Annotated in this window: 17 protein-coding genes; 10 read left to right on the plus strand and 7 right to left on the minus strand. The window is 69.9% G+C overall.

All coding sequences use genetic code 11. The annotated features are described in order from the left end of the window. Positions 1-93: 93 nt before the first annotated feature. Positions 94-1269, minus strand: a complete 1176-nt coding sequence (locus tag LVQ62_RS00475) for a permease (RefSeq protein ID WP_208051497.1) — start codon at positions 1267-1269, stop codon at positions 94-96. Positions 1270-1559: 290 nt separating this feature from the next. Between LVQ62_RS00475 and LVQ62_RS00480 the strand changes: the two genes are divergently transcribed. Further along, a complete protein-coding gene (locus LVQ62_RS00480; RefSeq protein ID WP_233763587.1) occupies positions 1560-2117 on the plus strand; it encodes a GNAT family N-acetyltransferase in 558 nt (185 codons plus the stop codon). Positions 2118-2122: 5 nt separating this feature from the next. After that, complete coding sequence (pepN, locus tag LVQ62_RS00485) at positions 2123-4708, plus strand: aminopeptidase N (protein WP_233763595.1); 2586 nt, start codon at positions 2123-2125, stop codon at positions 4706-4708. A gap of 89 nt (positions 4709-4797) precedes the next feature. Here the strand turns inward: pepN and LVQ62_RS00490 are convergent, their stop codons facing one another. Together LVQ62_RS00490 and LVQ62_RS00495 are read right to left on the minus strand one after the other, a co-directional pair. Then, positions 4798-6096, minus strand: coding sequence for an MFS transporter (locus tag LVQ62_RS00490; RefSeq protein ID WP_233763597.1), 1299 nt, complete (start codon positions 6094-6096; stop codon positions 4798-4800). After that, positions 6093-6515, minus strand: a complete 423-nt coding sequence (locus tag LVQ62_RS00495) for a MarR family winged helix-turn-helix transcriptional regulator (RefSeq protein ID WP_179478949.1) — start codon at positions 6513-6515, stop codon at positions 6093-6095. Before LVQ62_RS00495 ends, LVQ62_RS00490 begins: the two co-directional genes overlap by 4 nt. Positions 6516-6626: 111 nt before the next feature. Between LVQ62_RS00495 and LVQ62_RS00500 the strand changes: the two genes are divergently transcribed. The 5 genes from LVQ62_RS00500 (at position 6627) to LVQ62_RS00520 (ending at position 10884) form a co-directional block, all read left to right on the plus strand. After that, complete coding sequence (locus tag LVQ62_RS00500; protein ID WP_208051500.1) at positions 6627-7322, plus strand: response regulator transcription factor; 696 nt, start codon at positions 6627-6629, stop codon at positions 7320-7322. Between the two features lie 18 nt (positions 7323-7340). Next, positions 7341-8276: a HAMP domain-containing protein gene (locus LVQ62_RS00505; protein WP_233763599.1), complete on the plus strand. Its 936-nt coding sequence runs from the start codon at positions 7341-7343 to the stop codon at positions 8274-8276. After that, positions 8171-8890, plus strand: a complete 720-nt coding sequence (locus LVQ62_RS00510) for a cell wall metabolism sensor histidine kinase WalK (protein WP_233763601.1) — start codon at positions 8171-8173, stop codon at positions 8888-8890. The genes LVQ62_RS00505 and LVQ62_RS00510 overlap by 106 nt, the downstream gene beginning before the upstream one ends. Before the next feature lie 359 nt (positions 8891-9249). Then, positions 9250-10341, plus strand: a complete 1092-nt coding sequence (locus tag LVQ62_RS00515; protein ID WP_233763603.1) for a S1C family serine protease — start codon at positions 9250-9252, stop codon at positions 10339-10341. A gap of 237 nt (positions 10342-10578) precedes the next feature. Further along, positions 10579-10884 carry a WXG100 family type VII secretion target gene (locus tag LVQ62_RS00520; RefSeq protein WP_179478947.1) on the plus strand — a complete coding sequence of 102 codons (306 nt, stop codon included), beginning with the start codon at positions 10579-10581 and terminating at the stop codon, positions 10882-10884. A gap of 12 nt (positions 10885-10896) precedes the next feature. Here LVQ62_RS00520 and LVQ62_RS00525 read toward each other — a convergent pair whose 3' ends face one another. Further along, positions 10897-12933 (minus strand): NADPH-dependent 2,4-dienoyl-CoA reductase, encoded by a 2037-nt coding sequence (locus LVQ62_RS00525; RefSeq protein WP_233763605.1) that lies wholly within the window; start codon positions 12931-12933, stop codon positions 10897-10899. A 94-nt stretch (positions 12934-13027) separates the two neighbouring features. Further along, a complete protein-coding gene (locus LVQ62_RS00530; protein ID WP_233763606.1) occupies positions 13028-13843 on the minus strand; it encodes a DUF1028 domain-containing protein in 816 nt (271 codons plus the stop codon). 76 nt (positions 13844-13919) lie between these two features. Between LVQ62_RS00530 and LVQ62_RS00535 the strand changes: the two genes are divergently transcribed. The 3 genes from LVQ62_RS00535 to LVQ62_RS00545 all read left to right on the plus strand — a co-directional run bounded on the left by LVQ62_RS00535 (position 13920) and on the right by LVQ62_RS00545 (position 16308). Further along, positions 13920-14414 (plus strand): SigE family RNA polymerase sigma factor, encoded by a 495-nt coding sequence (locus LVQ62_RS00535; RefSeq protein ID WP_233763608.1) that lies wholly within the window; start codon positions 13920-13922, stop codon positions 14412-14414. A gap of 2 nt (positions 14415-14416) precedes the next feature. Further along, positions 14417-15400, plus strand: coding sequence for a hypothetical protein (locus LVQ62_RS00540; RefSeq protein ID WP_233763610.1), 984 nt, complete (start codon positions 14417-14419; stop codon positions 15398-15400). A 125-nt stretch (positions 15401-15525) separates the two neighbouring features. Further along, a complete protein-coding gene (locus LVQ62_RS00545; RefSeq protein ID WP_233763612.1) occupies positions 15526-16308 on the plus strand; it encodes a hypothetical protein in 783 nt (260 codons plus the stop codon). 4 nt (positions 16309-16312) lie between these two features. Here LVQ62_RS00545 and LVQ62_RS00550 read toward each other — a convergent pair whose 3' ends face one another. Together LVQ62_RS00550 and LVQ62_RS00555 are read right to left on the minus strand one after the other, a co-directional pair. Beyond that, a complete protein-coding gene (locus tag LVQ62_RS00550) occupies positions 16313-18250 on the minus strand; it encodes a potassium transporter Kup (protein WP_233763614.1) in 1938 nt (645 codons plus the stop codon). Between the two features lie 51 nt (positions 18251-18301). Next, on the minus strand, positions 18302-19432 hold the full coding sequence (locus LVQ62_RS00555; RefSeq protein WP_233763616.1) for a MalY/PatB family protein: 1131 nt from the start codon (positions 19430-19432) through the stop codon (positions 18302-18304). Positions 19433-19562 lie beyond the last annotated feature (130 nt).

The raw sequence follows: 19562 nt of genomic DNA on the forward strand, positions 1-19562 counted from the left end.
TCGGCACGCTGACGGCGTTCGCGTTCGTTGACGGCGTTCGAACACCGTCAACGAACGCAAACACCATCAGGGTGGGGATCTACGAAGGCGCCTTCAGTGGTGGTGGGCGTGGGCCGGTTCGTCGACCGGGTCGCCGTTCATGTAGGCCAGCATCCCCACCCCGCCGGTGCGCACGAACCGCAGGACGAGCCCGGCCGCCACCACGAGGAAGACCAGGTTGAGCCAGGTCGTGTAGTTCCAGCTGATCGCGCCGTTGCCGGTGAAGGCGTGCCCCGCCGCGGGCACCAGGTGCAGGACGCCGAAGACCACCTCCACGACGTACCCGGCGACGACCATCGCCAGGTAGAAGAAGCCAGCGATGACGAGGGTCATGCGGGTGCCGTAGTACTTGCGGTAGATGAGCAGGATCGGCACGATCAGCAGATCGGCGAACATGAACGACACCACCCCGCCGAAGCTGATGCCGCCGTTCCACAGCACCGCCGCCAGCGGGACGTTGCCGATCGAGCACACGAAGCTGGCCACCGCGATGACCGGGCCGATCAGCGGCCCCCACACCTCGGACCAGCCGCCGTGGCCGGCCAGGAACAGGTGCCCCCAGAAGCTGTCGGGCACCCACGCGGCCACCGCGCCCGCGATGAGCAGCCCGATCACGATGTCGCGCAGGACCGCCAGCCACTCCATCACGAAGATGTGACTGACGCTCGTGGCGCCTGCCGGCGAGAGCAGCCGTCGGGCGAAGGAGCCTTCGCCGCCGACCGTCATGTCCATGGCCGCGTGTCCCTCCATCGAGCCCGCGGCGCCGCGATCGGCCTGCTCCCTCGCCGCCTGCACCACCCGTGAGCGCAGGAAGAGCCGGAAGCACACGGCGACCACGAGGATCATCAGCGGGCCGCCGACGAACTCGGCCAGGGTGAACTGCCACCCGAGCAGCAGCGCGAGGATCACTCCGAGCTCCACCACCAGGTTGGTGCTGGCGATCTCGAAGACCATCGCCGCGGTGAAGCTCGCACCCTTGCGGAAGAGCGAGCGGGCGAGCGCGACGGCTGCGTACGAACAGGACGAGCTCGCGATCCCGAAGCCGGTGGCGCGCGCCAGCGTGGCCGGGCGGTCATCGCCGAGGGTGGCGATGATCGCCTCCCGCCGGACCAGTGCCTGCACCACCGCGGAGATGCCGAAGCCGAGGATCAGCGACCACAGGATCTGCCAGGTCATCAGGCCGGCCATCCGCAACGCGTCCGCGACCTGCGCGACGGGTCCGCTCTCCATCGTCCGAATATATACCCCATGGGGGTATATGTCATGGGTAGGTTTGAGCGCAGCCGAAGGGAGACCGTGATCGACACGCACGCTGACCAGGACGAACTCGGATCACTCGAGCGCTACCTTGACCTCGCTCCCCGCGCGGTAGCGGTGTCTAGGGAATGCGGGCCGTTCACCGTCTTCGTGCGGGACAACCCGCGCGGACATCCCCTCTACGCCCGGCCGCGTCTCGGCTACTCCCGACCCGTCTCCCCGAGGAGGTACGCCGGGTCCTGGACTTCCAGCGCGCGATCGGGGTGCCCCGCGCGCTGGAGTGGGTGCACGAGACCACCCCCACCCTGCTGCCGGCCGCACGGGAGGCGGGGATGAGCGTTCAGGAGTGCGCGCTGCTGCGTCTGGGGCGGTTCGCGCCGACGAAGACGCCGACCGGATACCGCGTGCACGAGATGACCGCGGACGATCCGCAGACCGGCGCCGTGCTCGCCGCCATCGACGCCAGCTTCCGCGACAGCGACCGGATGGGGCCACCGGAATCCAGCGAGCAGAAGCTGCGCATGCGCGCTCGCCTCCTGGTGCTGGTGGGTGCGTTCGACACCCTCGGGCGACCCGTCGGCGGTGGGATGCACAATCCAAGGGGTGACCTCACCGAGGTGACCGGGATCGGCACCCTGCCCGCCCACCGGGGCCGCGGCATCGGTACGGCGATCACCAGCATCCTCACCGGGACCGCGTTGCGAGAGGGTCGGTCGCCCTTCCTCTCGGCAGCCACGCGGTCCGCGGTGTCCGTCTACGAGACGGTCGGATATGCACGCGTGGGCACCGCGTGCATCGCGACCGAGAACGAGCGAGGTTGACGACCGTGGCCGACCTGAACCTCACCAGGCAGGAGTGCGCCCGGCGTGCCGAGCAGGTGCGCCTGCTGGAGCACCACGTGCGCCTGGACCTGCGGCACGCCGCCGATCCCGCGGAGAAGACCTTCGAGTCCCGCAGCACGGTGCGGTTCACGGCGACCGGCGACGCCAGCTGGATCGACATCGTGGCGCAGGAGATCGTCTCCGCGACGCTCAACGGCACCGCCCTGGACGTCAGCGGCTACGACGGAGCCCGGCTGCCGCTGCCCGGTCTCGCGCCGGACAACGAGCTCGTCGTCCACGCACGCTGTCTCTACAGCCGCACCGGCGAGGGGATGCACCGCTTCACCGACCCCTCCGACGGCGAGACCTACCTCTACACCCACTTCGAACCCACCGACAGCAGAAGGGTCTTCGCGGTCTTCGAGCAGCCGGACCTGAAGTGCCGGTTCACCTTCGAGGTCGTCGCCGATGCACGATGGCTGATCCGCTCCGGCCAGTCCGAGGTGTCCCGGCGGGAGTACGACGGGCTCGCGGACGTGCGCTTCGCCCCCACCCCGCTGCAGTCGTCGTACGTCACGGCCGTCGCCGTCGGCCCCTATCACCTGGTCACCGATCTGTGGTCGGTCGACCGTGCGGGCGGCACGCGGCACGAGGTGCCGCTCGGCGTCATGTGCCGGGCGTCGATGGCCGACCACCTGGACGCCGAGGACATCCTCCAGGTCACCAAACAGGGTCTGCTCTACTTCGACGAGCTCTTCGGATTCCCGTACCCGTGGGGCAAGTACGACCAGATCTTCGTTCCCGAGTACAACATCGGCGCGATGGAGAACCCGGGCCTGGTGACCTTCGTGGAGAGCTTCGTGCATCGTGGGCAGCCGACGTTGCCGGAGCTCGCGAGCCGTGCCGAGGTGGTCCTGCACGAGATGGCGCACATGTGGTTCGGCAACCTGGCCACGATGCGCTGGTGGGATGGCCTCTGGCTCAAGGAGTCGTTCGCGGACCTGATGGGCTACCAGGCGAGCGTCGAGGCCACGCGCTACACCTCCGGCTGGACGTCCTTCGCGATCGGGCGCAAGCAGTGGGCCTACACCCAGGACCAGCTGCCGACGACCCACCCGATCGCCGCCGACATCCCCGATGTCGAGGCTGCGGCGCAGAACTTCGACGGCATCACCTACGCCAAGGGCGCGGCGGTCCTCAAGCAGCTGCAGGCGTACGTCGGACGCGACCGGTTCGACGACGGCGTCCGCCGCTATTTCGCTCAACATGCCTACGGTTCCACCGAACTCGAGGACTTCCTCGAGCCGCTCTCCGCGGCCAGCGGACGCGACCTGAGCGTCTGGGCGCAGGCGTGGCTGCGCACCTCCGGACCGAGCGAGATCAGCGCTGAGGCCGGCGAGGATCGGTCCGAGGACGTCCTCGTCGTGCGGCAGGCGACCCCGGAGACTGCCGGCGCCGCGGTCGACCCGCGACCCCATGTCTTCTCGGTGGGCGTCTACACGGAGAAGGATGCTGCCCTGCAGCGCACCCAGCTCGTACGGGTGGGCCTCGACGGCCCCTCGGTCGATGCACGGCTCGACCGTGCCGTGCGCGATGCGCCCGACCTCGTGCTGCCGAACGACGAGGACTTCACGTACGCCATCAGCCGACTCGACCCCGGTTCGCAGGAGACCGCCCACCGGCTCCTGTCGACCGTGCCGTCGGAGGTCTCCCGCGCCCTCATCTGGTCGGCGCTGTGGAACCACACCCGTGACGCTCAGCTGTGCCCGGTGCGCTTCCTGGAGACGGTCCGCGGCCAGCTGATCACCGAGGGCAGTTCGTTCCTTCTGCGATCCGTGCTCGCCATGGCACGTTCGGCCGTGCACCACTTCCTGCAGGGCGACGACCAGCGCCGGACGGCGACCGACCTGGCCCGCCTTGCGCACAGCCGGATGACCCGGACCACCGGCGATGTGCAACTGGTGTGGGCGCGGGCGCTGGCCTGGTTCGGGGCCCTCACACCGGACGTCGCGCCGTTGATCCAGCCGCTGGTGACCGAGGACCAGCCGCCACCCTGGCTGAACGTCGACCCCGAGCTGCGGTGGTCGTTCGTGACCGCGCTGAGCGCCACCGGTGCACGGCCGCGGACTCTGTTGGCCCAGGACCTGCGACGCGACTTCACGATGAGCGGGCAGACGTCGTACGACCAGGCGCTGGCGAGTCTTCCCGAGCCCGAGGCGAAGGCGCAGGCGTGGCACTCGCTCGCGGACGCGTCCGGCGCGGGGCTGACCAACGACCGGCAGCGCGCCCTGATCGTGGGCTTCGGTCAGCCGGTCAGCAGCGACCTCACCAGGGAGTACGCCGAGCCGTACTTCGACGTCCTCACCACGGTCTGGGCGCAGCAGTCGCAGACCATGGCGAGCCGCTTCGTCAGCGGCATGTTCCCGGCGCCGCAGGCGAGCGACGACGTGACGGCCGACGACGAACCCGTCGTGGTCATGGCGCGGGACTGGCTGCGCCGCCACGACGAGGCACCTGCGGCGCTGCGGCGCGGTGTGGTCGAGGGATTGGACGACGTCGAACGCACGCTGCGGGTACGCGCGGCGCGCTGAGCCTCAGTGCACGAGCGCCGCGACCACGGCGATACCGACGAAGACCGCGAGGGCCACCAGCACGATCAGCCGGCGGAACCTCGGCGACATCAGGCGACCCGCTCGGGGATGATCTCGCGGGCGACCTCGCGCGCCGTCACCTGCACCAGCGGCAGGTGCGGCAGGGGCTGACGCTCGATCCGCAGCCGCAGCTGTTGGTTGCGCATGAGGTAGACCATCGCACCGCTCACCGTCAGACCGGTCGCGATGCTGCCGACCAGGATGGTCCAGCGCGGGCCCCAGGCTCCACCGATCCAACCGATCACCGGCGAGCCGAGCGGGGTGCCGCCCATGAAGATGGCCATGTAGAGCGCCATCACGCGTCCGCGCATCTCCGGGCTGACGCCGAGCTGCACCGTCGCGTTCGCGGTGGTGAGCACGGTCAGGGCGCACAAGCCCGTGGGGATGAGGAAGAGGGCGAAGAACCAGAACGACGGGGCCAGCGCGGCGGCCGTGGACGCCACGGTGAACCCGGCCAGGGAGACCAACAGGATGCGCAGCCGTGGACGCGGTCGGCGCGCCGCCATCAGTGCGGCCGCGAGGGAGCCGATCGCCATGATCGAGCCCAGGAGGCCGTACTCGGTGGCGCCCTCGTGGAACTCCGAGGTCGACATCAGGGCGATGGTGATCTGGAAGTTCATCCCGAAGGTTCCGAGCATGAACACCATGACCATCACCAGGACGATGTCCGGCCGGTGCCGCACGTAGGCGAGCCCCTCGCGGATCCGACCCTTGCCCGAGCTGCGCGGGGAGGGTCGCAGCTCGCTGGTGCGCAGCAGCCCGAGGGCCACGAGCACCGCGATGAACGACCCCGTGTTGAAGACGAGGGTGTAGCCCGTGCCGACCGCTGCGATCAGCAGTCCCGCGACGCCGGGGCCGATCAGCCGCGCGGCGTTGAACGATGCGCTGTTGAGACCGACCGCGTTGGCGAGCCGCTCGCGGGGCACCATCTCGGAGACGAACGCCTGTCGCGTCGGGTTGTCGAAGGCGGTCGCCACTCCCTGTAGGAGCGCCAGCACGTAGACGTGCCACAGCTGTACGACGTTCCCGAGCACCAGCCCGGCGAGCAGGGCCGAGGTGATCGCGAGCGCCGACTGGGTCGCGATGAGCACCTTGCGCTTGTGGAACCGGTCGCTGACCGCACCCGCGAACGGCGCGAGGAGCACGACGGGCGCGAACTGCAGCGCGGTGACGATGCCGAGATCGGTGGAGTCGTGCGGGGTGAGCTGGGTCAGCACCAGCCAGTCCTGGGCGACCCGACCCATCCAGGTGCCGATGTTGGAGACCAGTGCGCCCGCGGCGTACACCCGGTAGTTGCGGATCCGCAGCGACGCGAAGGTGGGGCTCATCGAGCGACCACCCCGTCCAGGATCCGCTGGGCCTCGCGCAGCACTGCACACTCCTCATCGCTCAGACATCTGATGCGTTCGAACATCCACTCGTCACGGGACCGGCGACCCTCGCGCAGCATGGCGCGACCCGCATCAGTGATCGTCACGACGACGCGGCGGCGGTCCTGGGGGTCGGTCTCCCGGGTCAGTGCGCCGAGCTGCTCCAGCCCGGTGAGCGTGCGGGTCATCGACGGCGCGCTCACGCACTCCAGCTCCGCGAGCGTGCGCGGAGTGGAACTGCCGGAGTCGAGCTTCGCGAGCACCGAGAACTGATGGGGTGCGATCGTCGCGACGTTCTCGAAACGGGCGCGACGGCTGATCCGCATGCAGACCGAGCGCAACTCGACCGCCAGGCGACGGCGGTCCTGTTGCTTCATGTACTTAGGTTAACTCATTACTTGTGCTAAGTATTTCTTTCCGGCCGCTCATGGACCTCGCGCACCACCGACTTTCAGGTAACGTCCAGGAATGGTCCTGATACTGCGCGTATGACGACAGCCGAAGCCCGCCTCCTCGTCGCCGAGGACGAGCTGAACATCCGCGAGTTGCTGTGCACGAGCCTGCGTTTCGCCGGGTTCGAGGTATTTCCTGCGGCCAGTGGCGCCGAGGCGCTGGAGGTCGCGAACACCCAACAGGTCGATCTCGCCGTGCTCGACGTCATGCTGCCGGACTTCGACGGGTTCAGCGTCACCCGCCAGCTGCGCGATCACGGCAAGCAGATGCCGATCGTCTTCCTCACCGCGCGCGACGCGACGGAGGACAAGGTCAAGGGCCTCACGGTCGGCGGTGACGACTACGTCACCAAGCCCTTCAGCCTCGAGGAGGTCGTCGCACGGATCCGCGCCGTGCTGCGGCGTACGAGCGTGGAGCAGCGAGAGAACCCCGCCCTGCGAGTGGCCGACCTCGAACTCGACGACGACTCCCACGAGGTCAACCGGGCCGGACGGATCATCGACGTCTCCCCCACCGAGTTCAAGCTGCTGCGCTACCTGATGCTGAACAATGGACGGGTGCTGTCCAAGACCCAGATCCTCGACCACGTGTGGGACTACGACTTCCGCGGTGAGCCGGGCATCGTCGAGAGCTACATCTCCTACCTGCGTCGCAAGATCGACATCGACGCGGCGCCGCTGATCCACACCAAGCGCGGCATCGGCTACGTCCTGCGCGCACCCCGCGAATGAGGCACGGGTGAGCGGCGCGTGACGTCCGGCCACCCCTCCCTCACCCGGCGGGCAGTGCGCGAGCTGCACGAACTGCCCCTGCGGCTGCGCCTCGCCGCGCTGCTGGTCGCGCTGCTGATGGCGGCTCTGGTCGTCACGGGCGCCGCGGCCACCTACCAGTTGCGCTCCTTCCTGCAGCAGCAGCAGGACACCGAGCTGCAGGTGACCGCGAGGGAGTTGGTCGCCGCAGCCGTCGCGCGTCCGCAGTCGACCGCACCGGTACGTCCGGCGGTCGCCTCCCGCAACGGCTACGTCGTACGGCTGCAGTGGACTCCCACCACCTCGGAGGACTACTTCCGCAGCGGCACCGACCGGCCGCGCTTCCCCGAGCTGCAACCGGGGTCGCCCCGCGTGCGCACCGGGCGGCCGTTCACCGTCGGTTCCCTGCAGTCCAACACCCAGTGGCGCGTGGTCGCGGGCACCGCGACCGTGGGTGGCCGCACGATCCCGTACGCGGTCGCGCTCTCCCAGGACCGGGTGCACGACACCGTCGACCGCCTCGCGGCGATCGTCGCGCTGGCCGGACTGATCGCCCTGCTGGCGTGCGCGGTGCTCGGGTGGTTCGCCGTACGCCGGGCGCTACGTCCGCTGCGCCGTATCCAGGACACCGCGCGCGCCATCGCCGCCGGTGACCTGACCCAGCGCATCCCCGTGCAGAACACCCGCGACGAGGTCGCCGGCCTGGCGCAGTCCCTCAACCGCATGCTGACGCGGATCGAGGAGTCCTTCGCCGCGCGGCGCGAGTCCGAGGAGCGGATGCGCCGGTTCGTGGCCGACGCCTCGCACGAGCTGCGGACCCCCTGGCATCCGTGCGCGGCTACGCCGAGCTCTACCGGATGGGCGCGGTCACCAGCACCGACGACGTCGCCTCGGCGATGCGCCGGATCGAGGAGGAGGCCACCCGGCTCGGGCTGATGGTCGATGAGCTGCTGCTCCTCACCCGGCTCGACGAGCACCCCAGCGGGCCGGGCGACCCGCCGCGCCCCTTCGCACCGGTCGACCTGATGGTGCTGGCCGCCGACGCGGTGCAGGACACCCGCGCCCGCGCGCCGGGCCGGACGGTGCGGATGACCGGGCTGAGCGGGCCGCTGCGAAGCACCATGGTCTCCGGAGACGAGGCGGGGCTGCGCCAGGTGCTGACCAATCTGCTCGCCAACGCCGTCCGCTACACCCCTGAGGGCACCGACATCGAGGTCATGGTGGGGCTCCGGGAGGAAGCGGCACATGTCGTGGTGCGCGATCATGGTCCTGGGGTCGGCACGGACCTGCGCGAGCGGGTCTTCGAGCGCTTCTTCCGGGCCGACGCCGCACGCAACAGCGCGCACGGAGGCAGCGGCCTGGGTCTCGCGATCGTGTCGGCCATCGTGGCCGCTCACCGCGGCTCGGTGGACCTCTCGGAAACACCGGGCGGCGGCGCGACGTTCACCGTGCAGATACCGTCCATCGCACAGCAGGCCCACAGTGACGACGAAGGTCCGGCCCAGTCGACCACCGAAGACTTCGGTGCAGATCGAATCCGCGCCGATTGAGGAGCAGCACGTATGCCGCAGGACCAGTTCCCAGGAAACAGCGATCAGTTCGATGATCGGGACCGCACCGACCCCGGCGCTCCGGCGCAGGGTGCCGGCGGCTCCACACCGGCCGGTGGCAGCTCCGCGGGCGGGCCTTCTCACACCCAGCCGATCTATCCGCAGCAGCCCTACGGCCGGCCGATGAACCCGCAGGGGCAGCACCCGCAGGGGCAGCATCCGCAGCAGGGCGGGTATGCCGCGCAGAGCCAGCAGGGTCCGCAGGGGTCCCCTTACGCCTACCAGTCCGCTCATGGCGGCAGCGCGTTCGGCCCCACCCCCGCGGCCCCCGGCGTCGCAACCGGTCGACGTTGTACGCCGTGCCGATCGCGGCGATCCTCGCCGCGGCGCTGGCATCGGGGACCACCTACGCCCTCACCGACCACGGGTCCACGACCTCGGCCGGCGCCACCAGCCCGGCCACGGTGAAGCTGAACCCCGCCGACTACCAGAACAACAATGCCGTCAACTGGACCAGCACCGCCAGCAAGGTGAGCCCGTCGGTCGTGTCCATCACGGTGCGCTCGGGCAACAGCGGCGACCAGGGCTCCGGTGTCGTCCTGGACAAGAGCGGTGACATCGTGACCAACAACCACGTGGTGTCCGCCGCCGTGAACTCGGGAACGGTCCAGGTCACGCTCAGCAACAACGAGACCTACGGTGCCTCCATCGTCGGCACCGACGCCAGCACCGACCTGGCCGTCATCAAGCTCAAGAACCCGCCCAGCACGCTCACCCCCATGCCGCTCGGCAGCGCCGGCTCGCTCGTCGTGGGTCAGCCGGTGATGGCGGTCGGCAACCCGCTCGGGCTCTCGGGCACGGTCACCACCGGCATCATCAGCGCGCTCAACCGGCCGGTGAACACCTCCGAGTCAGACTCCGCCGCGACCACGCTCCCGGTGGTCACCAACGCGATCCAGACGAGCGCGGCGATCAACCCGGGCAACTCCGGTGGCGCCCTGGTCAGCGCCAGCGGCAAGCTGATCGGGATCAACTCCTCGATCGCGACTCTCGGTCAGTCCTCGGGTTCCTCCCAGTCGGGCAACATCGGGATCGGGTTCGCTATCCCCGTGGATGTCGTGAAGAACATCACCGGGCAGCTGCTCAAGAGCGGCAAGGCCACCCACGCCCAGCTCGGGGTGATGGCCCAGGACGGGACCACCACCCTGAACGGTGCGACCGAGGCTGCCGCTCAGGTGAAGTCCGTCAACAGCGGTAGTGCCGCCGGCCGGGCCGGGCTGAAGCCGGGCGACTACATCATCGACGTCGACGGCCAGCAGGTCGCGAGCAGCGACTCGCTCGTCGGTTTCATCCGGGCCCGCAACGTCGGGCAGAAGGTCGTGCTGACCGTCGTACGCGGTGGCCAGCAGCAGAAGGTCACGGTCACCCTCGGGGAGGCTTCCTCGAACTGAGTGACGTGACGGGGTCATCGACGCGGAGTCTCCCTTCCTTCGCACGACGACCCTGACGGGGTGGGCCCGGCCAGTGACGGGGCCGGGCCCGACCGGGAGGCTCCCGCCGATGCGGCGGGAGCCTCCTGCGTCATGTCGGGCCCTGTGCACAACTTCTGCGGCGGGTCGCCCGTCGTGCGTACCGTCCGGTGCAGCGGACCGCTGTACGAGCGGCCCGATCGACACCCGGGAGGGACCATGCATCAGCACGCAGACGGCGCGTTCGCCGTCGACAGCGGTCAGTTGTCGCAGCACGGCGCGGACGTGGCGATGATCGCCGGTCAGATCCACGACTCGATGGGCGCGATGCGCACCAAACTGGAGTCGTTGCAGGGCACCTGGAAGGGCGCGGCGGCCGGTCAGTACGTGCAGCTGCACCACGAGTGGGAGGTCGCGCAGGAGAAGGTGCGCGCCACCCTGGAGGACATCAGCGTCGCGCTCGGCCGAGCCGGCGGCGCATACGCCGCGGTCGAGCACCAGGTGATGTCGACGTTCACGCCCTGAGCCGCCCGGTCGCTACAGGCTCGCCGCGAGCTCGGTCGCCTGGCGGATCGCCCGCTTGGCATCGACCTCGGCGGCCACGTCCGCGCCACCCACCAGGTGTCGCGACGGGTCGTCGGGGCGTGCCAGGTCGCGCACGGACTCCTGACCCGCGCAGATGACCACGGTGTCGACCTGCAGCAGCCGCTGCTCGGAATCGGCCTCGGCATCGGGCTCCTTGCCGTCACCGGAGCGGATCGTGATGTGCAGACCCTCGTCGTCGATCAGGTCGTAGGTGACGCCGCCGATGAACTCCACACCGCCGTCCTTGAGGGTCTGGCGGTGCACCCAGCCACTGGTCTTGCCCAACCCCTTGCCGAGCGGCGCCGGTCTGCGCTGCAGCAGGTGGATGGTGCGTTTCGGGGGTTCGTCGTGCTTGGGGCCGAGGCCGGCGCGCGACTCCTGCGGATCCGTGACGCCCCAGCGCGCCTTCCAGTGCTCCACGGTCTCGTCGCGGTCGTGCAACAGGTATTCGCTGACGTCGAAGCCGATGCCTCCGGCACCGATCACCGCGACCCGGGCACCGGCGGTGGCGCGCCCGCTCAACAGGTCGTCGTACATCACGACCTTGGGGTGCTCGATCCCCGGGATCGGCGGGACGCGCGGGGTGACACCGGTGGCGACGACCGTGTGGTCGTACGCCGCCAGGCGATCGTCGTCCACCCGGGTGCCGGTGCGCACCTCCACACCCAGGACCTGCATCCGCCGGGTGTAGTAGCGCAGCGTCTCGGCGAACTCCTCCTTGCCGGGAATTCGCATGGCGTATCGGAACTGGCCGCCGATCTCGTCCTGCTCCTCGAACAGCGTCACGCGGTGGCCGCGTTCGGCGCTTGCCACAGCCGCCGCGAGTCCGGCCGGACCTGCGCCGACGACCGCCACCGTGCGGGCGGCGTGCGGGCCGACCGGCAGCAGGCGCAGGGTCGTCTCGCGACCTGCGCGCGGGTTGACCAGGCAGCTGGCGCGCTGGTTCTTGAAGGTGTGGTCCAGGCACGCCTGGTTGCAGGCGATGCAGGTGTTGATCTCGTCGGCGCGATCCTGCTCGGCCTTGCGCACGAACTGCGGATCCGCGAGTAGGGGCCGCGCCATCGAGATCAGGTCGGCCTGACCGTCGGCCAGGATCTGCTCGGCCACCTCGGGGGTGTTGATCCGGTTCGAGGCCATCACCGGCACGGTGACGTGTTCGCGCAGCGTGCCGGTCACCGACGCGAACGCCGCCCGCGGCACCGACGTGACGATGGTGGGGATGCGCGCCTCGTGCCAGCCGATGCCGGTGTTGATGACGGACGCGCCCGCCTGCTCGACGCGCTGTGCGAGCTCGACCGTCTCCTCCCAGGACTGCCCGTCCGGGACCAGGTCGAGCAGCGACTGGCGGTAGATCAGCAGGAAGCCCTCCCCCACGGACTCGCGCACCCGGCGTACCACCTGCTCGGGGAAGCGCATCCGGTTGCTCGCACTGCCGCCCCACTGGTCGGTGCGCCCGTTGGAGCGGGCAGTGAGGAACTGGTTGATCAGGTAGCCCTCCGACCCCATGATCTCCACGCCGTCGTAGCCGGCCTGCATGGCCAGGCGCGCCGCCCGGGCGTAGTGACCGATGGTGCGCTCGACGTCCCTGCCGGACATGGCGCGCGGCTTGAACCTGCTGATCGGCGACTTGACGGCGCTGGCCGACTTCACCAACGGGTGGTAGCCGTAGCGGCCGGCGTGCAGGATCTGCAACGCGATCCGCCCGCCCGCCTCGTGGACGGCATCGGTGATGACCCGGTGCTTGTCGGCGGCACGGGAGGAGGTCAGCTGCGACCCGGCGGGCAGCAGCCAGCCGGTGGTGTCTGGCGCGAAACCGCCGGTGATCATCAACCCAGTCCCGCCGCGGGCGCGTTCGGCGAAGTACTCCGCGAGCTCACCGAAATGCTTGGCCCGGTCCTCCATGCCGGTGTGCATGGACCCCATCACCACCCGGTTGGGCAGGGTGATGCCGCCGATCGTGAGCGGCGCGAGCAGCCGGTCGTACGGCATCAAGGACTCCTTGTGCATGGGCGGTGGGCGGGCCGGTGCACGGTATCGCGCCCCACCCCGACCACCGACCGAGGTCGGACGGGGCGCGCCGGGGTCAGGCGGGGGTCTGCGAACGCAGGATGCGCAGCACCGTCGTGTCGATGTGACCCGCCCGCAGGCGCAGCTCGAGGTTCTCCACACCCGCCCAGGTGTCCAGGTCGTCGTACCCGAGGGTGAAGAGCCGCGACCGCACCTCCTGCGCGAGCTCGCCGGCGAGCGGCAGCAGCTCCTCGTCGGTGGGCGGCTTGAACAGCACGTCGTGGATGTCGAGCAGCCGACCGAGCTCCGTCACCGGGTCGGGGTGGTCGTCGACGCGCAGGTCGTACGCCAGGTCGTCACCCGGGGTGTAGCCACCGGTCTGCGAGACGACGTAGAGCGCCGCCGACTGACGCCCCCGACGGTCGCCGCCCGCGGCGTCCCCTGCCACGAGCGCCGCGTAGAGCCGCTGCGCGAGCGACCGGCCCTCCCCCTCGATCCACGCGTCGCTCATCGCCTCGACCACCTCGGGGCCGGTGAGGATGTTGCCCTGGATCGCGACCCCGTCGCGCGCGACTCCGCCCGCCCAGGCGTTGCACCCCTCGCCGGTGAAGGTGACGGCGCGCCCGGCCGCGTCGACGATGCCGACCTGCCGCTCCTCGCGCTGGTCGTCGGAGTCGGTCAGCGAACGCAGCGTCGCGGCCGCGTCGGCCCCGCCCGCGAGCGCCGCCAGCCCGTCGCGCTTGTAGAGGGTGTTGGCGAAGGACTGCGTGGCGATCGCACCCTGCCCGAGGCGCGCGGCCGGCACCGCGGCGCCGACCCCCAGGAACTTGGATGCGACCGCGACACCGAGGTCGCCGGTGGCCGGATCGTGGCCAACGATGGAGAACGTCATACCGGCCACGCTAACGACTCAACCTTTCGCGCGTCCCCTGCGTAGACAATGCACGCACACAGGGAAGGGGGTGGCTGTGAACACAGCCGACACCGAGGAGTTCGAGCAATTCGTCCGGGTCTCCTCGCCGGGTCTGCTTCGCACCGCATGGCTGCTGTGCGGTGACCCGCACCGCGCGGAGGAGATGGTGCAGGAGTCGTTGGAACGCGTCTACCTGCGATGGGGACGGGTGCGCAGGGGCGGGCAGCCGCTCGCGTACACCCGCCGGGTCCTCATCAACGTCAACACCGATCGTTGGCGCAGGACCCACGAGGAGGTGCTCACGTACGACGGGTGGGTCGCCGAGTCCGCCGCCGTGGACGACAGCGCTGTCGGTGACCGCGACCAGGTCATCCGACTGCTCCGCCTGCTGCCCCCTCGCGAGCGCGAGGTCGTCGTCCTGCGCCATTACGCCGACATGTCCGAGCGGGACGTCGCTGACCTGCTGCAGGTCAGCGTCGGCACCGTGAAGAGCACTGCGTCCCGTGGCCTTTCGACACTGCGCGCTGCACTGACCGAACAGGAGAGCTGACCATGAGTGATGACATCGAGACGCTGCTGCGGCGCGCGGACGCGCCCGCGATGGATGTCAGCGCACGGGAGATCATCGCCGGCGCGCGGCGCACGCGGCGTCGCCGCCGCGCCCGGTACGGCGCGTACGGCCTGGCCGCGGCCCTGGTCATCGGCGCCGGTGTCGGCGCCGACCGGGTCGTCGCCAACCATGCCCAGCTGACGCCGGCCACCGAGTCGTCGACCGGGCCGCTGGGTGCGCTCTTCGCGCACGCGAAGCTCGGCGAGGACCACTTCGACCAGTACGTCGTGAGCGGAACGGCCGACGATCTCGAGGTGCGTGTCGCCGGCAGCTCGAGCACGCTGCGTCGTATCCAGCACCTGAACGGCGGAGCCTCGGTGTTCCGGGACGGGTCACAGACCATCGTCGCCACACCGCTGCCGCGCACTGCCGACCAGGTGTCCGTGCGCTTCACGACGTACCCCACGAACCTGAGGACGGCCTCGAGCGCCGAGTTGCGCCTGAACCCGACTCTCAACGTCGACCTGGAGCTCACCGATCAGCCGGTCACGGTCCGCGCGGTCCTCTGGTCGTCAGGTGCTGACTTCCGCTCCACGACGGGTGAGCGGGCGCAGGTCGCGACCTTCGGCGATACCCAGGTCTACTGGTACGAACGGTTCGGGGTCTACGGGGTGACCGGGGCCCAGCCGATCGGTGACACCAGTGGGCTCGGGTCGTTCGTGTCCGGATCTCTGTCCATCAGCGGAAGAGTCTCGGGCGACACGTCGCACTTCGCGGCGACCGTCCCGCACGGCGCACGTGACGTCTCGGTGGGCGTGACGAAGGGCGACACCGCGAACCCGCCGCAGATACGCCGGCTGGGTGACACGGCGTACGACGTCGTCTACGTCACGGGAACGGTCAAGGACCCGTCGTCGGCCGACGGTTTCGTGCAGAGCGTCTCGTGGACGGACGCGTCGGGCCGGCACACGAAGAGCTACTCCTGATGCTGCGTATCGGGCCGCTCGTTCTCGTTGTCGGGGTGGTGTTCCTGGCCGCTGGATGCGCAGCGCCCCACGCCACGCACCCCGGCGCGTTGACCTCGGGTTGTGCAGGATTCAGCCGTGGCGTCGTGGACCCGACCAGGCCGGGCGAGGACACGGCGGCGAACACCCCGTATGTGCAGAACGTCACCGATCACCCGGGCTCGCCAGTGCACCGGGACGTCATCGGCGAAGAGCCGGACGGGAGTCTGTCTCTACGACGGGTGGGGAGCTCCGCGAACGTGCCCGTGGTGGGGGGTGGCCCGTGCGGGGTCACGGTGTTCGAGGATGGCATCTCGTGGGTGGCGCTCGCACCGGTTCCCGCGGACAGCACTTCTTCGGTGGTGCTGTCGGACGAGGGTCCGGTGGGATTCGTCTCGGATACCGCCCGACTGCCCTCGGGGCAGCTGGTCCGCGCCGTCATCGGGATCGACGGGGAGCCACGCAACCCGGTGGCGTACTGGGATTCACCCTCCCGCGGATACTCCTCGAGCACCGGCGAGCGCGGCCATGGGATCGTCGTCGCCGACACGCGCGTGGTCGTCTACCCGCGGTCGCACCTGATGTCGGCGAGTGCCGACAAGGGAATGCAGCTGAGCCGGATCGGCTCGCTGCCGGCCGTTGCCGGGGTCGCGCCGAACGATCGGGAGGACACCTACCTCGCCCTGCTTCCCGTCGGTGCTCACCAGGTGTCGATGCAATTCGATCCACCCGAGGGGGCCCGGGCCACCGGGCAGGGGCCGGTGGGTGTGGTGCGCGTGCCTGGCACGTCGTACGACGTCGCGGCCGTCGAACATGTGCCGCCGGAAGCGACGGGTCTGTCCATCGAATGGGTCGACTCGCACGGCACACTCCGGCACTGGGCAACGTGACCGACTAGAAGAAGACCTGGGCGCCCATCGCGACGGTGCGGTCCGGCGGCAGCTTGAAGTAGTCGACCGGGGAGGCGGCGTTGTGCGCCATCCCGAGGAAGACCCGTTTGCGCCAGCGCGACATCCCCGGCCGCGAGCTGGGGTGCACCGTGATGCGCGACAGGTAGTAGTAGGCCTGATCGGGATCGATGGCCAGACCCTGGGTCGCGGCGAACCGCAGACCCTCCGGCACGTCCTGCTCGTCCTGGAAGCCGAAGCGCAGCGTGACGTGGGTGATCGCGTCGTACGACCCGCCGAGGGGCTGCGCCTCGAAGCGGTCGGCGTCGGCGACATGCGGGATGTTCTCCGGCGATGTCGAGACGATGAAGACGTTCTCGTGGATGACGTGGTTGAAGTTGGCGTTCTCCCGCAGCGCCAGCGGCGTCGTGGGGCGACCCGGGTGCAGGAAGATCGCAGTGCCCGGCACGGTGGTGAGCGGCGCGGCATCCAGCCACTGCACGAACGGTTCGATGGGGCCCTCCAGCTTGGCGCGGCGCTCGGTGACGATCCGGCTGCCCTTGCGCCACGTCAGCATCGCCGTGCAGACCAGCAGCGCGATCAGCAACGGCAGCCAGCCGCCGTGCACGATCTTGGTCAGGTTGGCGCCGAAGTAAGTGAGCTCCAGCAGGCCGAAGAGGATGCCGACCAGCAGCAGCTTCCAGCGGGCCCACTTCCACGCCGACTCGGCGTACGCCAGGAAGAGCGTGGTGGTGATGAGGAAGGTGCCGGTCACCGCCAGGCCGTACGCCGTGGCGAGCTTGGCGGAGGACTGGAAGACCAGGAGCAGGATCATCACGCCGGCGTAGAGGATCCAGTTGATGCTCGGGACGTAGATCTGGCCGCTGCTGGACGCCGAGGTGTAGCGCACCGTCAGCTGGGGCAGGTAGCCGAGCCGCTCGGCCTGCCGCGACACCGAGAACGCGCCCGAGATGACCGCCTGCGAGGCGATGACCGTGGCGGCGGTCGCGAGCACGACCAGCGGCAGCTGCGCCCAGTTCGGTGCGAGCAGGAAGAACGGGTTCTTGACGCTGGACGGGTCGTGCACGATGAGCGCGCCCTGGCCGAGGTAGTTCAGCGTGAGACAGGGGAACACCAGGAAGAACCATGCCCGGCGGATGGGGCTCGGACCGAAGTGGCCCATGTCGGCGTACAGCGCCTCGGCCCCGGTGATCGACAGCACCACCGCGCCCATCGCCACGAACGCGATGTACTGGTGGTCGACGACGAAGAGCACGGCGTACGACGGGGACAGGCCCTTGAGGATCGCGGGGTCGCCGATGACCTTGCGCAGCCCGAGCACTCCCAGCACCACGAACCAGACCACCATCACCGGGCCGAAGAGCCGCCCGACGACGTGGGTGCCGAAGCGCTGGGCCAGGAAGAGCACGGTGATGATGACGGCACCGACGGGTACGACGACGTGGGCCAGGGACGGCGCCGGCACCTCGAGCCCCTCCACCGCCGAGAGCACCGAGACCGCGGGCGTGATGACGCTGTCGCCGTAGAAGAGCGACGCACCGAGCACGCCGAGGATCATCACGACGCCGAAACGCTTGCCGCCGGTCGGTACGTGGCGGCGCACCAGCGCGGCCAGCGCCATCACGCCGCCCTCGCCGTCGTTGTCGGCCCGCAGGATGAAGAGCACGTACTTGATCGACACCACCACGGTGATCGACCAGAAGACGAGCGAGATCACGCCGTAGACGTCACCTCGGTCGGCGGTGACCTTGCTGTGGTCGATGGAGAAGACGGTCTGCAGCGCGTAGAGCGGGCTGGTGCCGATGTCGCCGAACACCACGCCGAGAGCTGCGAGCGCCAGCGCGGGACCGCTCGATCCGTGGGTGACGGGCGAGGTCGGCCGGTCGGCCGGTGCGCCCTTCGGGAGGGCCTGCTCAGTGGTCACGAGCGTCCATTGTGCCCTCGGTTTCCGACTGCCGACACGCGGGTGAACAGGTCAGTGGAGGACGCCGGCCATCCGCTCGACGGCCTGACCGATCACCTGCGGCGAGGTCGCCACGTTGAAGCGGACGAACTGCCGACCGCGGGGGTCGTAGTTGGTCCCGACGCCGAGCGCCACCCGGCCCTGTTGCAGGAAGGAGCGTGCCGGATCGGCCAGTCCCAGCTCGGTGCAGTCGAGCCAGACGAGGTAGGTCGACTCCCCTGGTGTCACTCGGATCTCGGGCAGCTGTTCGGCGAGCATCCCCCACAACAGCTCTCGCCGCTCGACGATCTCGCCGCGCAGCTCGTCCAGCCACGGGCCGCCGTGCGCGTACGCCGCGGTGTGGGCGATCTCGGCCAGGTGGTTGGCTCCGTGCGTGTTGACCTCGTGCAGGGCGCCGAGGGAGGCCGTCGCGTCCGCGCCCGGCACGGCGAGCGCGATCTTCAGGCCCGCGAGGTTCCAGGACTTCGACCCGCTCACGACACTGATGCCCCGGCTCGCCTCGGGCACCGCGAGGTATGGGGTGTACGTCACCCCCGGGTGCGTCAGCGGCCCGTGGATCTCGTCGGACACGACCTGCACGTCGTACCGGTCGGCGAGCCGGGCCAGCATCGCCAGCTCGTCCGCGGTGTGGACGGTGCCCATCGGGTTCTGCGGATTGCACAGGATGTACGCCGCACCGGGCCCGGCGTCCCGGAACGCCGCCTCCAGCGCCTCGGGGTCGAGCCGGGAATTCGCGTCGAGCCTGGCCGTGACCAGCCGACGTCCGACGGCCTGCACGAAGCCGAAGAAGGCGTCGTAGCAGGGCGGACTCACCACGACGGCCGCATCGGGGCGGGTGTTCGCGCGCAGCAGCTCACCCACGCCGATCATCACGTCCGGCAGCATCATCGCCTGGGCCGGGTCGACCGCCCAGTCCCAACGTTCCTTCGCGAAGTGCGCGAACGCCTCCTCCAGCGGACCCGGGGCCGCGTACCCCACGTCGCCCCGGCGCAGCGCACCCTCGATGGCCTCGACCACGGGATCGCACGGCGCACAGTCCATCTCGGCGACCCAGACCGGGATCACGTCCAGGTCGTAGGCACGCCACTTGATGCTCGTGCGCGTCGCGCGCAGTTCGTCCAGGCTCGCGTCGAGGATCGCCATCGCGCCATCGTCGCACCCGCTCCCGCTGCTTTCGGCGCCCGTGCCCCTCTTCCTGAGCCGGGTAGGACAGAACCGCCCCGCGCCATCTCTGGCGCGGGGCGGTCCCGGTCGTTCGCTTGCGTTGTTCGCT

It is taken from the genome of Allobranchiibius sp. GilTou73, from assembly GCF_021391335.1.
GTDB lineage: Bacteria > Actinomycetota > Actinomycetes > Actinomycetales > Dermatophilaceae > Allobranchiibius > Allobranchiibius huperziae.